A 13,541-nucleotide genomic window follows, 5' to 3' on the forward strand; every position below is an offset into this window, starting at 1 on the left:
AGAACAATGAAAAAACTCACCGCCTTAGTCGCGCTGTGCCTGCCCCTGGTCGCGCATGCCGATGCCGATACGGATGCGAGGACCGCTTGCCAAGCCAATCTGACCCAATGGATGAAAACGTTGCACCCCGGCCGCCAACTCGACAGCGAGCACGCGGCGTGCAAGGTCTGGCCGGCGGACCCGTCGCTGACGCTGGCCGTGCAGCCGATGCCCCAGGCCGGCGCCACCGACGATCAAGCCGTGTACGACGTCGAAGTGCTGGTCGCCGATAGCAAGTCCGGCGCGATCGTCGCGCACTTCTACGAACCGTCGGCGATTACGTCCGACGCGATCCGCTTCAGTTCGATCGATCTCGACACGGCCCGCTATCAGTTGACGCCGCAACTACGTGCGTTCGGCGTGCGCGTGACGTACGAGGGTTCGTCGCGCGTCAATCCGTACGAAGCGCAGGCGCTGAGCCTGTATGTACAGGACGGCCACACGCTGCGTCGCGTGCTCGACGACATGGTCGTCGCGAGCGACTCCGGCGAATGGGACGGCAATTGCGCGGGAACGTTTTCGTCGGTCGCGCGTTCGCTCGCCGTCGGTCCGGCCAACGCTTCCGGTTATGCAACGTTGCGCGTGGGTGAAACATCGAAAGATCGCGTGAGCAAGCAGACGAGTAGCGATTGCGTGTCGAAGGAGGGCGCGCCGAAACGCGCGACCACCACGCTGAACTACAACGGCACAGCCTACAGCGTGCCGAAAGCCCTGCACTATGAGTGATGGCGGCACATCGCGGCAAAAGCGGCGCGCGTTCGCCGTTTTTGTCGCGTTGTCGCTTGTCGTTCTGAGCGCCGCGTGCAGCCGCCCGGTGACGCCGTTGCCGAACGACGCCTACGTCTGGCAGCGTAAATGGACGCCGTCGGTCACAGCGGCGATCCAGCATAGCCGTGGCCTGGTGCAATCGTGGCACGTGCTGGCCGCCGAGAAAGACAGCCGGAATGACTGGACCGTCGTGTCGCCGGATTGGGCCACGCTCGCGGCAACGGGTGCGCCGATCACGGCCGTGGTGCGAATCGACGGCCAACTCGACGATCTGAACAGCTTGCCGACCGCGCGCATCGGTCAACTCGCCGACGACTGGAAACAGCATGGCGTTCCACTCGCGGCCATCGAAATCGACCACGACTGCGCGACCTCGAAACTCGCGGCCTATACGCGGTTTCTCGCCGCACTGCGTGCGCAACTCGATCCCGCCGTCAAGCTGACGATCACCGCGCTGCCCACCTGGCTCGACAGCCGCGCGCTCGACGCGCTGCTGGCGCAAGCCGATACCTCCATTCTTCAGGTCCACGCGGTGATGAACCCGGTGCAAGGCCTGTTCGATCCTGCGCAAGCGCGCGCGTGGCTGCATGCTTTCGCGCGCCGCACGCAGCGGCCATGGCGCGTCGCGTTGCCCACTTACGGCTCGCGCGTGACGTGGGGCGAAGAGGGGCGCGTGGCCGGCATTGAAAGCGAACGTCCCATGCTGCTCGCGAACGGCTCCGCGCAGGGCCTATCGCATGAACTGGTCGCGCAGCCCGAGCAGATTGCCGCGTTCGTCACGCAGATCGAAGGCGATGAATTGCGCGGTCTGGCGGGCGTCGTCTGGTTCCGCTTACCCACCGACGCCGACGCGCGCGCGTGGAGCTCGACCACCTGGCGCGCAATCTTGAGCCATGCGCCGCTGACTTCGGCCGTGACCGTCGACGTTCATCCGAACGCGCAACAGCCTGGCTTGTTCGACGTGTCGCTAGTGAGCAGCGGCAACGCCGACTCGACGCTGCCGGCGGTCGTACGCACCGACGCCGCCTGCCAGGCCGCGGATGGCATCAACGGTTATGCACTCGATTACGACGCGCGCGGCATGCTGCTGCGTCGCGTACAACCCGGCTTGTTGCGCGCGGGCATGCGCCGCGACATCGGCTGGCTTCGCTGCGGCGAAACCGATCACCACAAGGTCTCCGTTCATGTTGAACCGTAAATATGTCGCATTCGGCGGCGCGTTCGTGCTGCTGGCCGGTGCCGTGATCGTCCACGCTTGTGGACCGTTTTTTCCGTTGCAATTGCTCGACAATCGCGCGGGTACGCTATCCGGCACGCCGAACAATTCGTTCGCTTATGAGGTGGCGCGGCTCGTGACGCCAGGCGATCATTTGCTGGCGCCCGAAGCGGTGCCGGTTGCGGCGGGTGCGCAAGCGGCGGATCCGGCGCAGGCGGTGTTGAGCGGTTTGACGCCTGCACAGATCGCGACACTTGCCGCGATGGCCAAAGCTAACGATGGCGATGCGGCGTATGCGCTAGGAGCCGGTGTGCCGGACGCGCAACGTCTCTATGGCGCGGCCGACGTGGACTATACGCACGCGCTGACGGGGTGCGCGAGTACGGCGGTGGCTTCAGCGGCGCCAGGGTCGGCTTCAGCGGCCTCCGGCTCTTCGGCAGCGGCAGCCAATGCGGCAGCGGCAAGCGCGACGCCAAACGCAGCGGCATCGAGCTCGTCGGCTTCCGATGCGAACGCATCGAATCAAACCGCGCCCGACCCCAGCAATGCGTCGTCGTCGAGCACCGCCACCACGCCAGCCGCTTGCGCCAGCAAAAACGTTCTCCTGACCCGCGCCGCGACCCGCCTCGAAGCGATATTCGCGTTACCCGGCTCATCCAGTGCGCCGCGTTCGGTAGCGGCAGCCACCGAACTCGCGGCGATTGCGCAGGCGCGTGCCGACTCCTGCACCGATGCCGGCGCATGCAAGACCCTTACCGCCGCGTTGCCCGCTGCCTACGCGCGCCCGCGCACCCTCGCCGCGAACGGCGCGCCCGACCCGCAAGGTCTCGCGGTCGCGAGTTTCGGCGATGAAGCGCTGACCTATCTGTACGATCAGAAATCGGACAAGCAGTGCGATTACCGCAGCTTCCTGAACGACACACCTTGCGCGGCGGCGATCACGCCCGCGAACCTGAAGCGGGCCATCGGGCTCTATGCGCAACAGGCGGCGCGCGGCGGCGTGAGCGGCGTGGAGTCGCTGCAGTTCATCGCGGCATGGGCGCTGGCCGGCAAAACGAGGGTTGCGTCGCTGATCGACGATCCAATCGCGCAACGCCTGCTGGTGGCGTACGCGCTCGCGCGCGAAGGCGATATCGTCAACGACCAGCCGGCGAGCGCGTCCGAATACTACGGCGGCTACGACAACAGCTTCGGGCCGACCGGCTATGCCGACGCCGCACGCGGCGACAAAGGCATCAAGGCGAATCCGGCCTTGGTCTCGTTGGTGGAGTCGATCCGGCAGCGTGGCATTGATCATGTGGCGGGCGCCGATCGTCTGGCCGCGCTGGCTTATCGAGTCGGCCGCTACGACTTCGCCGGCATGCTGGCGGCGCGCGAGCACAGCGCGCTGGCGAGCTGGGTGAGCGCGAAACTCGCGTTACGCCGGGGCGATACGGCTGCGGCCGTGCAGGCGTATGCGCAGGCCTCGAAGGGTTTTCCGACCGCCGATTCGAGCGTGGAGCCGGCGGGCGTGCGATTGATCAAAGGCGAGCAGGCCGTGCTGACCTTGTCGCGTGGACAGTATGTCGAGGCGCTCGGTTATCTGTTCGACGCCGCGTCGCGGCGCAACGACGTGAGCGCGAACGAAGACTCGGTGACCGAAATCGCGTACGGCAGCGATATGGCGTATATCGCTGAGCGCGTGCTCACCACGGACGAGCTGAAGCACTTTGTCGATACGCGGGTGCCGACATGGTCCGCCGCGCCGCCGCTGCCGACCGATCCGAACGCGTATTACTCGGCGCGGCCGTCCGCTGGCGACTCGTTGCGTTATCTGCTGGCACGCCGCCTCGTGAGAGAGGGCCGTATCGATGACGCCTTGCCATACTTCCCCGCCGACGACGATCCGCGTTACAGCGCCTACGACTGGAAAAACGGCCAAACGGTGCGCACGCAACTCCATCTGCGTGAGCTCGCGCACGACTATGGCGCCGCGCTCGACCAGACGCAGCATGCGTGGACCCGCACGAATCGCGCGCGTGGCTGGTTTGCCGCGGCGACGCTCGCGAAACAGTTCGGCATGGAATTGATGGGCTACGAGCAGGGACCGGATTATCACGACATCGACGGCGATTTCGAAGGCGGCTCGGGACGCTCGGGCGTGATCGGCGCGCGCGTGGCGCGGGGTTCGGACGCGAACGCGGCCAGCGACGCGGCTGCTTCAGCTTCCGCGGCGAAATCGCCGGATACACCGGCGACGCGCGCGGCGGACGATCTGGCGGGACCGTTCGTCACCGCCGATGAAAAGCGCCGCTACGCGGCAAGCGAAAGCCAGCCGTTGACGCGCTTTCACTACCGCGAGATTGCCGCCGGATACATCGCAAAAGCGGCCGACGCATTGCCCGCGCGCTCGCAGGCGTTTGCCGCCGTGTTGTGCCGCGGGACGGACTGGATGCACAACTACGATCCCGAACGCGCGCAGGGTTTTTACAAGCGCTATGTGAAGGAAGGCGCGTATGTGGACTTCGGCGGTGGTTCGTTCGGGGCGTTGTGCCCGGAGCCGGATTTCAAGGCGGCGGCGACGTTCACTTATACGCAGGCGTGGCGCGACGCTCGGCGTGATGTCGGGCGACATAAGAAGCGCGCTGCGGCGATTGGGGGGCTGGTGCTGGCCGGGTTGATGGGGGTGGGTTGGTGGTGGTATCGGCGGAGGACGGCGCGGCGGACTGCGGCCGGCCGCGGCGAATGACGCAATCAACATCGTTGTCCGGTGCCGCTCGCCTCTGCGATCCACCCAAACCGCCGCGACAATCTCAGCGTCGCAGCGCGCAAGGTCTGCGCTGGGCCGCCTGTCAGATCGCTATCGAAGCTGCCGCTCGGTCCCATCAGCGCCAGCACCAGACAGATGCTGCCGGTGTGATCCAGCACCGGCGCGGCCAGCGTATTGATACCGGGCACAGGGCGGCTCAACGCAGTATCGATACCGTTCACGCGGATTTGCGCGAGGCGTTGCGCGTAGGCTTGAGTCAGCGGCGTTAGCGCGGAGTTCGCGCCGGCGTTTGGGTCCACCGCCTTCGACACACTGGCTCCAGCGGCACGCGCTTTCGCGGCAAAAATATCCGCCGCGTCCGCCCCCGCCAGCCGAAGATGATCCTGCGTCAGAAGACCGGCGCGCACGTCGTCGGCAACATAAGCGGCGAATACGCGACCAATCGCCGTATTCACCAGCGACATCACCGTGCCGACCCGCAAGCTCACATGCAGCGGCCGCGCCGATTCCTCCAGACGCACGACGGTCGGCCCAAGCGGTCCGAGCACCGCCATCGCGACGCTCATCGCCGTCGACGCCGCCAGTTCGACCACCTCGGGTTCCGCCTCACGCGCCGGCGAGAGTCGCTGCAAGCCGATCAACCCGAGTTCCAGCGCGAGCGGCCCGGCTTCGAAACAGCCCGACGCGTCGCGCTTGAGCAAACCGATTTTCAGCAGACTGACCAGATGCGGAAACGCTTTGGCCGGCGGCATGCCGGCGGCCGCCGCGAGATCGCGCAAATTCAGCGGACGTGCCGCCGAGACCAGCGCCGCCAGCAATTCGCCGGTGCTGTCGAGCGACTGGATGCCGCGCTGCGGTTTTGCATCGGCCGAAGCGGCGGGAGAGGGGACGAGATGATCTGTCACGTGGTGGCGGTGGAAGAAGCTAACTGGGAAGGCGTAGCGGCGAGTTCAGCGCTAATGTCGTGAGCGGCTGCGAGCAATGCGCGGGCGATAGGACCGTCGGCGGCGACGTCGATCGCGCCGGTCGAGCCGATCACCGTCAACGCGAGCGACAACCCGCCGTCGCGATCGAGCACCGGCGCGCTCAAACTGCTGATGCCCGGACTCGGCGCATCCACGCTACGTGCCAGACCGCGCGCGCGAATTTCGTTCAACGCGGTTTCGAACGCGGCGCTTTCGTCGGGCGGCGTCATTGCACTCATCACGCCAGTTGCATCATTCACCGCGCCCGACTGATTCGCCCACATCGCGTCCAGCACCTCGCGCGGCAGATGAGCGCAAAACACGCGTCCCGTCGAGGTAGCCGGCAGCGACATCACCGTGCCCACATGCAAATTGACGTGCAGCGGAAATCCCGCGTGCTCGTAGCGGACGATCGTCGGCCCTTGCGGTCCGGCAATACAGATCGCCACGCTGAAGCCGATCGCTTCGGCCAGCGCCGCGACGCGCGGCACGGCGGCGCGAAACGCCGGCTGGTTTTCCAGATGCAGCAGACCGAGCCGCAACGACAACGGCCCGGGTTCGTAGCGACCCGACAGTTCGTCGCGCTTGATCAGACCCAGCCGGCTCAAGCTCACCAGATAGGCGTGCGCCTGCCCCGGCGCGAGTTGCGCGGCCGTAGCGAGGTCCGACAAGGCCAGCGGCGTGCGCGCCTGCGCGAGCGCCAGCAGCACGCGGCCGCCCACTTCCACGCTCTGGATGCCGCGCTGCGGCTTGCCGCCCGGCGCGCTTTCGTCGCCGCCCGCGCCTTTGCCCACGGCCGGTTTCGCTGCTTTGCTCACACTCGCGCCCGTCCGTAAAAAAGGGTCCATGTTAACCGATGGTCTGGCCGAAAGCCTAAATGCAGCCGCCTCGTTCTGCCTTCATCTTAGGCATCTAATGATTTGCGTATAGCGATGCATTTCGCTATTGACAAATAAACTCGCGCAGCCCTACTATGCATTCACCCCGACACACCGGCGCAGTCACAGAGTCAAAACGGGGCGAGACAATCCTCCAATACCGTCAGCTCGCGCACACCGTGCGCAGCCGGCCGTCTCGCCTCACGTCCAACTTTTGAGGGAGACAAGCATGGCAAAGGCATTCGCATCCCAGGCCGATCTGGAAGTCAAGAAAGTCACGTGGACGAAGTTGTCCGAGAACGCCTACGCGTACACCGCTGAAGGCGATCCGAACTCGGGCGTGATCATCGGCGACGACGGCGTGCTGATCGTCGACACCACCGCCACGCCGGCCATGGCGCAAGACCTCATCGCGAAGATTCGCAGCGTGACCGATAAACCGATCAAATATGTCGTGCTGTCGCATTACCACGCGGTGCGCGTGCTGGGCGCGTCGGCGTATTTCGCAGAAGGCGCGCAACAGGTGATCGCGAGCCGCGGTACGTACGAGATGATCGTCGAGCGCGGCGAAGCGGACATGAAGTCGGAAATCGAACGCTTCCCGCGTCTGTTTGCCGGCGTCGAAACGGTGCCGGGCCTGACGTGGCCGACGCTGGTGTTCGAGAAGGAAATGACGCTGTTCCTCGGCAAGCTTGAAGTGCGTATCGCGCATCTCGGCGCCGGTCACACGAAGGGCGACACGGTCGTGTGGCTGCCGTCGCAAAAGGTGCTGTTCTCCGGCGATCTGGTCGAGTACGACGCGGCGTGTTATTGCGGCGACGCCCAACTCGAACAATGGCCGGCCACGCTCGAAGCGCTGCGCGCGTTGCAGGCCGACAAGCTCGTGCCGGGCCGCGGCCCTGCGCTGACCACGCCGGAAGATGTCAACAAGGGTCTCGACTACACGAAAGATTTCGTCACCACGCTGCTGCAGCAAGGCCGCGAAGCCGTCGAACAGAAACTCGATCTGAAGGCCGCGATGGCGCACACGCGCAAGGCCATGGACCCGAAGTTCGGCCACGTGTTCATCTACGAGCATTGCCTGCCGTTCGACGTGTCGCGCGCATTCGACGAAGCGAGCGGCATCACGCATCCGCGCATCTGGACCGCGCAACGCGACAAGGACATGTGGGACGCGCTGCAAGCCTGATCCCCAACGCGCTATAGCGACGCCGAGAAGAGCAGGACGGAGACACAAGATGAGCATCAACTACCAGACGCTGTCGTTCGACTACCAGCCGTGCCGCGAGCAAAGCGCACAAAGCGGCGCGGAGCAGGCGGCCTATCCGGTGATCGTGGTCGGGGCGGGCCCAGTGGGTCTGGCCACCGCGATCGATATCGCGCAGCAGGGCGTGCCGGTCGTGCTGGTCGACGACGATTGTTCGTTGTCCACCGGCTCGCGGGCCATCTGCTTTTCGAAGCGCTCGCTCGATATTTTCGACCGCCTGGGTTGCGGCCAACGGATGGTGGAGAAAGGCATCAGCTGGAACGTCGGCAAGGTGTTTCTGAAAGACGAACTGGTGTACACGTTCAACCTGCAGCCGGAAGCGGGTCATAACCGGCCCGCGTTTATCAATCTGCAACAGTATTACGTCGAGGGTTTTCTGCTCGAACGTGCGCAGCAATTGCCGAATCTCGAGATCCGCTGGAAAAGCAAAGTGGTCGGCGTGCAGCAGAATGGCGCGCCGGGTTCGCACGACGCCAGCGTGACGTTGACGATCGAGACGCCGCAAGGACGATACCCGTTGCGCGGCCGCTATGTCGTCGCGGCCGACGGCTCGCGCAGCCCCATGCGCAATCTGATGGGACTCGACAGCAAGGGCGTCACGTTCAAGGACCGTTTCCTGATCGCCGACGTCAAGATGGAAGCGGACTTTCCGACCGAGCGCTGGTTCTGGTTCGATCCGCCGTTTCATCCGAATCAGTCGGTGTTGCTGCATCGTCAGCCGGACAACGTGTGGCGGATCGATTTCCAGTTGGGCTGGGACGCCGATCCGGTGCTTGAAAAGACCCCGGAACGTGTGATTCCGCGCGTGCGCGCGTTGCTTGGCGCGGACGCCAGGTTCGAACTGGAATGGGTGAGCGTCTACACGTTTTCGTGTTTGCGCATGGAGCGCTTCCGGCACGGCAACGTGCTGTTCGCGGGCGATTCCGCGCACGGCGTGTCGCCGTTCGGCGCACGCGGCGCGAATAGCGGCGTGCAGGACGCGGAGAATCTCGCGTGGAAGCTGGCGATGGTACTCGAAGGCAAGGCGTCCGACGCGCTGCTCGACACGTACGCGAGCGAACGCGAATTCGCCGCCGATGAAAACATCCGCAACTCCACCCGTTCCACCGATTTCATCACGCCGAAAAGTCCCGTGAGCCGCGTGTTCCGCGATGCGGTGCTGAAGCTCTCGCGGCAACATCCGTTCGCGCGGCAATTGACGAATAGCGGGCGCCTGTCGGTGCCGGCGGTGCTGCGCGATTCGCCGCTGAATACCGCGGACGGAGATTGCTTCGAAGGGACGATGGCGCCGGGTGCGTCGTGCGTGGACGCGCCGGTTCTGGTGGCCGCGCAACCGGCCTGGCTGTTGCAGCAACTCGGTCAGCAGTTCACCGGTGTGCTGTTCTGCGGCGAGCAAGGTGTCGATCAGGCGACGCGCGCCGCGTTGGATGCGCTGAGTGTCGGGCCGATTCCGTTGAAGCTTGTCGTGGTGACGCGTGGCGAACTTCAGGCGGCTGTTGTGGCATCCGCATCGATTTCTGTTTCGCATTCGACCAGTACGAAAGTCGCACACGACGCGGAAGGTCATGCGAACGCACGCTACGACGCCAAACCCGGCACGTTCTATCTGATCCGGCCGGACCAGCATGTGTGTGCGCGCTGGCGGCAGCTCGATGTGGATGCGGTCACGCAGGCGTTGAAACGCGCTTTGTGTGTTGAAGCGATGGCCTGAAACCCGGGCCCAAGACCCCGAACCCGGGCACGCGAAGCACTTGCGACAACCACAACGCATCGGCGAAAAATAGCAGGAGACAGACATGACACTGAACACGCAACCGAACCTCACGCGCCCCGACGATTTCTACGAAGCGCTGATCGACATGCATCGCGATCTCGACGAGGCGCAGAGCCAGTCGGCGAATGCGCAACTGATTCTGCTGCTCGCCAACCATATCGGCGATCACGCGACGCTGCTCGAAGCGATGCAGCATGCACGCGACGGGGTAATCGACATGTCAGCGCGCGACGCGCAGGCGCATTCACTCGCGGCTTAAGCCCACAGCGGCAACGCGGCCTCACAACGCCGCCTGCCGTCCCCTTAGATAACGACAACGCGGCGCATCAAGACGCCGGACCCGGCGGGTCCGTTGGACCCTCACGTTTGGAGATAATCGATGAGCCAATCCCTTGCCCCCGCGCTCGAGCCGGGCGCCTCCGCTGCCGCGCACGACGACCTGCTCTATCGCAAGGTCTCGCTGCGGATCATTCCTTTTCTGTTTCTCTGTTACGTGGTGTCGTTTCTCGACCGCATCAATATCGGCTTCGCGCAATTGCAGATGAAGCACGATCTCGGTTTCAGCGATGCCATGTATGGTCTCGGCGCGGCGGTTTTCTACGTCGGCTATGTGATCTGCGAAGTGCCCAGCAATATGCTTCTCGCGCGCTTCGGCGCGCGCCGCACGTTCACGCGGATCATGCTGCTGTGGGGTATTGCGTCGGTCGGCATGATGCTGGTGTCGAAGCCGTCGCACTTCTATCTGCTGCGCTTCATGCTCGGCGTGTTCGAAGCGGGGTTCTTTCCCGGCATCGTGTTGTATCTGACGTATTGGTATCCGGCGCGGCGGCGTGCGGCCGTGTTGTCGATTTTCTTCGCAGGTGTCGCGGTGGCGGGTGTGCTCGGCGGACTCGTCTCCGGCTGGATCATGCGCGACATGGGCGGCGTGCTGGGCCTGTTCGGCTGGCAGTGGATGTTCGTGATCGAAGGTGTGCCCGCGATCGTGCTCGGCCTGCTCGCCGCGTTCTATCTGGTGGACGGTCCGCAGCACGCCAGTTGGCTGAGCGCCGACGAAAAAGCGCAACTGATCGCACAACGCGACGAAGGCCGTCGCGCTTCGTCGGACGCGCATTCGTCGCGTTCGTTTCTGCACGCGTTGCGCAATCCGCGAGTCTATCTGTTCGCGTTCATCTACTTCTCGCTGACGTGCGCCTCGTTGACGCTGAACTTCTGGATGCCGTTGATGATCCGCGACTTTGGCGTGCATGACGTGCTGGCAATCAGCCTCTACACCGTGATTCCAAATGCTATCGGCGCGGTCGGATTGATTCTGATTGCGCGTCATTCGGATCGGCGTGGCGAACGCCGCCGGCATTTTGCCTTCTGCACGATTGGCGGCGGCGTTGCACTGTCGCTGCTGACGCTCCATCTGAACAGCTTTCCTGCCATGCTCGCAATTCTTTCGCTGGCCGCCGTGCTGATCTTCGCGGCTTTGCCGATTTTCTGGACGGTGCCGTCTGGTTATCTGTCCGGCACGGCCGCGGCGGCGGGGATCGCATTGATTAGCAGCATCGGCATTACGAGTGGCATTGTGAGTCCGTGGGTGATCGGGCTGATCAAGACGCACACCGGCAGCATGGATAACGCGCTGTATCTGCTGAGCGTGTTGCTGCTGGTCAGCGGCGTGGCGTTGCTGCTCGGTGTGCCGAAGGACATGAAACGCATCTGAAGAACGAGGCGGAGTCGGGCGTGATATCGGGTAGAGTCGCGAATGTTCTTTTCGTGTTCCTTTCCTACCGCAGCCAGATTGCCTGACTCATTGCGATGCATTCCATCGACCCTGTCCTTTTACCGCACGACGGTCCGTCCGATATCTCGTTGTGGCGGATCGATTTCCCTTTCGACGCGTCGCTGAACGACGCGTCCGCGTTCGCTTCCCTCAGCGACGAAGAGCGAGCCCGTGCCCGCAGATTTCTCCATCACGAGGACACGATACGTTTCGCCAGCGTGCGCGCCGTGCTGCGTGAGTTGCTCGCGCGGTGTCTTGGCATGGCCGCTCACACCGTGCGTTTCGTCCAGGACGAAAAAGGCCGTCCGCATCTGGCGGATTCGTCCCGGTTCGATTTCAACGTATCGCATGCCGGCGCGCATGGATTGATCGCGATGTCGCCGGTTCGGCGCGTCGGCGTCGATATCGAACAGCACCGCGATGGCTTCGATTGGCGTTCGATTGCGGCGTTGACGCTCGAGCCGACCGAAGTAGCATGGCTCGAACGCCGCGATGTTACGCAGCAGAGCGCCGCGTTTTACGACGCCTGGGTGGCGAAGGAAGCGTTCGTCAAGACGACGGGCGCAGGCATCTCGCGTGGTTTGCGGCATCTGACGGTGCTGCCGCGCGAAGGGAGCCGGGTGACGTTGCGCAATCTGATTCCGGACGATATGCGCGCAATCGCCGCACAGTGGATCGCGGCGCCCGACGGTTACTCAGCGTGCGTGGCGTGGTCGACCGCAACCTTCATGCGATAGACGTCAGCGGGTTAAGTGTTGCTTTCGCCGATCGCCAAAGACTTCGGCCAACCGAACGTATGCACTTGTGTAACCGGCTGCGCAAGCGCCACCGCCGCGCGAATCTTGCCGCCCATCGGCAGATCGAACACATGCCAGTGACCATGCTCCGCGAGGTCGAATGCGCAACTCGCGGTGTTGCTCAACAGCAGATCCACGTCGATATCCACCGGCGCGTAACGCAGCGCATTACAGAGGCTGCCATAACGTGCACGCCGGCGCGCGCCTTCCGGCGTCTCGTCGGCACGTGCGCCGGGTGACGGCACGACGACGCTCAGACCCAGCGACGCCGACGCAACGCCGACCACGATCCAGATACCGCCATAAGCGATGTCGATGGTGATGCCGCGGCCATCGTGAGGATGGCGCGCGCGCAGTTTCTCGTGGCCGTCGTCTTGCAGATCGACATCGCGTGGCGCGCAGTCGAATAGATTCGCGACGATCCAGCGCACCACCACGCGCGCACTGACAAAGCGCTTGCGCAACGCGGCGTTCGGATGCAACCGCGCGCGTTCGCGTTCGCTCTTCGACAGCCAGCCGTCGCCCTCCTGCACCGGCACCGGCAACCATTCACAGCGAAAGCGCCACAGATGCAACTCGCCCGCGCGCGGCGCGGTGACGCCACGCGGATAGTGGCGCGTCAGTGAGTGAGACGAGAAAACGGGCGGCGTGGCGGTGACGATGGCGTGCGCGATCCGGGCGGCGTTCGCCGCGCGTTCGGTTGCACGCACGTCGCCGCTGTCGCGCACGCGGGAGGACGTCCGGGCAGCCAGGTCCAATTCCAGTGACATGGGCTGCGTCCTCAATGCATGTACGTCACGCGACGCGCTTGCACGTCGAGTTCCATACCGGCGTCGAGCAAGTCGATCGCAAACCAGCGGATCAGCTTCAGCACGCCGCTGACCGCAGGCGAGGGCAGCCATTCGCTCAACATGCGCAACGCGGCGCCGCTATGCGTTTTTTGCAGCAGCGCGATGGTCTGCAAAATGACCGCTTCGTCCTTGCCGAGATCGCTGGCGCAACGGCAGCGCATGTCGAGCGGACGGTATGACACGTGCATCAGCGAACGCATCAGCAAATCGAAATGTTCTATACCGTCCTGTCGCAAGCCGACACCGCTCAAAATGTCGCGCCATTGGACGCCGCCGCGCGCCGATTCGCAGGCGGGACGCAGCCAGGTGCGAACGGCGCTGAGGACGGTGCGCTCGGGCGCATCGGTGGTATCGGTCGGATGGTCGTCGATCAGTTCGGGACGGCTGCTGTAGTGAGAGCGGAAGTTCATCGAGGCTCCTGAATGGACACAGTCCATGAGTCGCGCCGGCCTGATTGAGTAGCTGCCGC

Annotated in this window: 12 protein-coding genes; 8 read left to right on the forward strand and 4 right to left on the reverse strand. The window is 64.3% G+C overall.

The features are described 5' to 3' along the window. Positions 1-6: 6 nt before the first annotated feature. From B0G83_RS01275 to B0G83_RS38450, 3 genes are read left to right on the forward strand one after another with little or no spacing between them, the layout of a single operon-like run. Positions 7-765: a hypothetical protein gene (locus B0G83_RS01275; protein ID WP_105505625.1), complete on the forward strand. Its 759-nt coding sequence runs from the start codon at positions 7-9 to the stop codon at positions 763-765. Next, positions 758-2,005: a DUF3142 domain-containing protein gene (locus B0G83_RS01280; RefSeq protein WP_105505626.1), complete on the forward strand. Its 1,248-nt coding sequence runs from the start codon at positions 758-760 to the stop codon at positions 2,003-2,005. Before B0G83_RS01275 ends, B0G83_RS01280 begins: the two co-directional genes overlap by 8 nt. After that, the gene (locus B0G83_RS38450; RefSeq protein WP_181156656.1) at positions 1,992-4,751 is read left to right on the forward strand and encodes a hypothetical protein; all 2,760 of its coding nucleotides are present in this window, start codon (positions 1,992-1,994) and stop codon (positions 4,749-4,751) included. The genes B0G83_RS01280 and B0G83_RS38450 overlap by 14 nt, the downstream gene beginning before the upstream one ends. Positions 4,752-4,756: 5 nt before the next feature. Here the strand turns inward: B0G83_RS38450 and B0G83_RS01290 are convergent, their stop codons facing one another. Beyond that, positions 4,757-5,677: an IclR family transcriptional regulator gene (locus B0G83_RS01290; protein WP_105505627.1), complete on the reverse strand. Its 921-nt coding sequence runs from the start codon at positions 5,675-5,677 to the stop codon at positions 4,757-4,759. Next, positions 5,674-6,585, reverse strand: coding sequence for an IclR family transcriptional regulator (locus tag B0G83_RS01295; protein ID WP_105505628.1), 912 nt, complete (start codon positions 6,583-6,585; stop codon positions 5,674-5,676). The genes B0G83_RS01290 and B0G83_RS01295 overlap by 4 nt, the downstream gene beginning before the upstream one ends. Positions 6,586-6,844: 259 nt before the next feature. Between B0G83_RS01295 and B0G83_RS01300 the strand changes: the two genes are divergently transcribed. The 5 genes from B0G83_RS01300 (at position 6,845) to B0G83_RS01320 (ending at position 12,161) form a co-directional block, all read left to right on the forward strand. Next, entirely contained in the window at positions 6,845-7,804 is a 960-nt protein-coding gene (locus B0G83_RS01300; RefSeq protein WP_105505629.1) for an MBL fold metallo-hydrolase, read from the forward strand. 49 nt (positions 7,805-7,853) lie between these two features. After that, positions 7,854-9,593 carry an FAD-dependent oxidoreductase gene (locus B0G83_RS01305; RefSeq protein ID WP_105505630.1) on the forward strand — a complete coding sequence of 580 codons (1,740 nt, stop codon included), beginning with the start codon at positions 7,854-7,856 and terminating at the stop codon, positions 9,591-9,593. 85 nt (positions 9,594-9,678) lie between these two features. Beyond that, positions 9,679-9,915, forward strand: a complete 237-nt coding sequence (locus B0G83_RS01310; protein WP_105505631.1) for a DUF2783 domain-containing protein — start codon at positions 9,679-9,681, stop codon at positions 9,913-9,915. A 120-nt stretch (positions 9,916-10,035) separates the two neighbouring features. Beyond that, complete coding sequence (locus B0G83_RS01315; RefSeq protein ID WP_105505632.1) at positions 10,036-11,364, forward strand: MFS transporter; 1,329 nt, start codon at positions 10,036-10,038, stop codon at positions 11,362-11,364. A gap of 95 nt (positions 11,365-11,459) precedes the next feature. Beyond that, on the forward strand, positions 11,460-12,161 hold the full coding sequence (locus B0G83_RS01320; RefSeq protein ID WP_105505633.1) for a 4'-phosphopantetheinyl transferase superfamily protein: 702 nt from the start codon (positions 11,460-11,462) through the stop codon (positions 12,159-12,161). 11 nt (positions 12,162-12,172) lie between these two features. Here B0G83_RS01320 and B0G83_RS01325 read toward each other — a convergent pair whose 3' ends face one another. Beyond that, positions 12,173-12,991: a 4'-phosphopantetheinyl transferase superfamily protein gene (locus B0G83_RS01325; RefSeq protein ID WP_105505634.1), complete on the reverse strand. Its 819-nt coding sequence runs from the start codon at positions 12,989-12,991 to the stop codon at positions 12,173-12,175. An 11-nt stretch (positions 12,992-13,002) separates the two neighbouring features. Then, positions 13,003-13,482 (reverse strand): hypothetical protein, encoded by a 480-nt coding sequence (locus B0G83_RS01330; protein WP_035559925.1) that lies wholly within the window; start codon positions 13,480-13,482, stop codon positions 13,003-13,005. Positions 13,483-13,541: the final 59 nt, after the last annotated feature.

The organism is Paraburkholderia sp. BL21I4N1, assembly GCF_002973525.1.
Lineage (GTDB): Bacteria > Pseudomonadota > Gammaproteobacteria > Burkholderiales > Burkholderiaceae > Paraburkholderia.

What these genes read in the sequence shown, in the direction of transcription:
- B0G83_RS01275 (WP_105505625.1), top strand. Translation starts at nt 7, where the DNA reads ATGAAAAAACTCACCGCCTTAGTCGCGCTGTGCCTGCCCCTGGTCGCG.
- B0G83_RS01280 (WP_105505626.1), top strand. Translation starts at nt 758, where the DNA reads ATGAGTGATGGCGGCACATCGCGGCAAAAGCGGCGCGCGTTCGCCGTT.
- B0G83_RS38450 (WP_181156656.1), top strand. Translation starts at nt 1,992, where the DNA reads ATGTTGAACCGTAAATATGTCGCATTCGGCGGCGCGTTCGTGCTGCTG.
- B0G83_RS01295 (WP_105505628.1), bottom strand. Translation starts at nt 6,585, where the DNA reads ATGGACCCTTTTTTACGGACGGGCGCGAGTGTGAGCAAAGCAGCGAAA.
- B0G83_RS01300 (WP_105505629.1), top strand. Translation starts at nt 6,845, where the DNA reads ATGGCAAAGGCATTCGCATCCCAGGCCGATCTGGAAGTCAAGAAAGTC.
- B0G83_RS01305 (WP_105505630.1), top strand. Translation starts at nt 7,854, where the DNA reads ATGAGCATCAACTACCAGACGCTGTCGTTCGACTACCAGCCGTGCCGC.
- B0G83_RS01310 (WP_105505631.1), top strand. Translation starts at nt 9,679, where the DNA reads ATGACACTGAACACGCAACCGAACCTCACGCGCCCCGACGATTTCTAC.
- B0G83_RS01315 (WP_105505632.1), top strand. Translation starts at nt 10,036, where the DNA reads ATGAGCCAATCCCTTGCCCCCGCGCTCGAGCCGGGCGCCTCCGCTGCC.
- B0G83_RS01320 (WP_105505633.1), top strand. Translation starts at nt 11,460, where the DNA reads ATGCATTCCATCGACCCTGTCCTTTTACCGCACGACGGTCCGTCCGAT.
- B0G83_RS01325 (WP_105505634.1), bottom strand. Translation starts at nt 12,991, where the DNA reads ATGTCACTGGAATTGGACCTGGCTGCCCGGACGTCCTCCCGCGTGCGC.
- B0G83_RS01330 (WP_035559925.1), bottom strand. Translation starts at nt 13,482, where the DNA reads ATGAACTTCCGCTCTCACTACAGCAGCCGTCCCGAACTGATCGACGAC.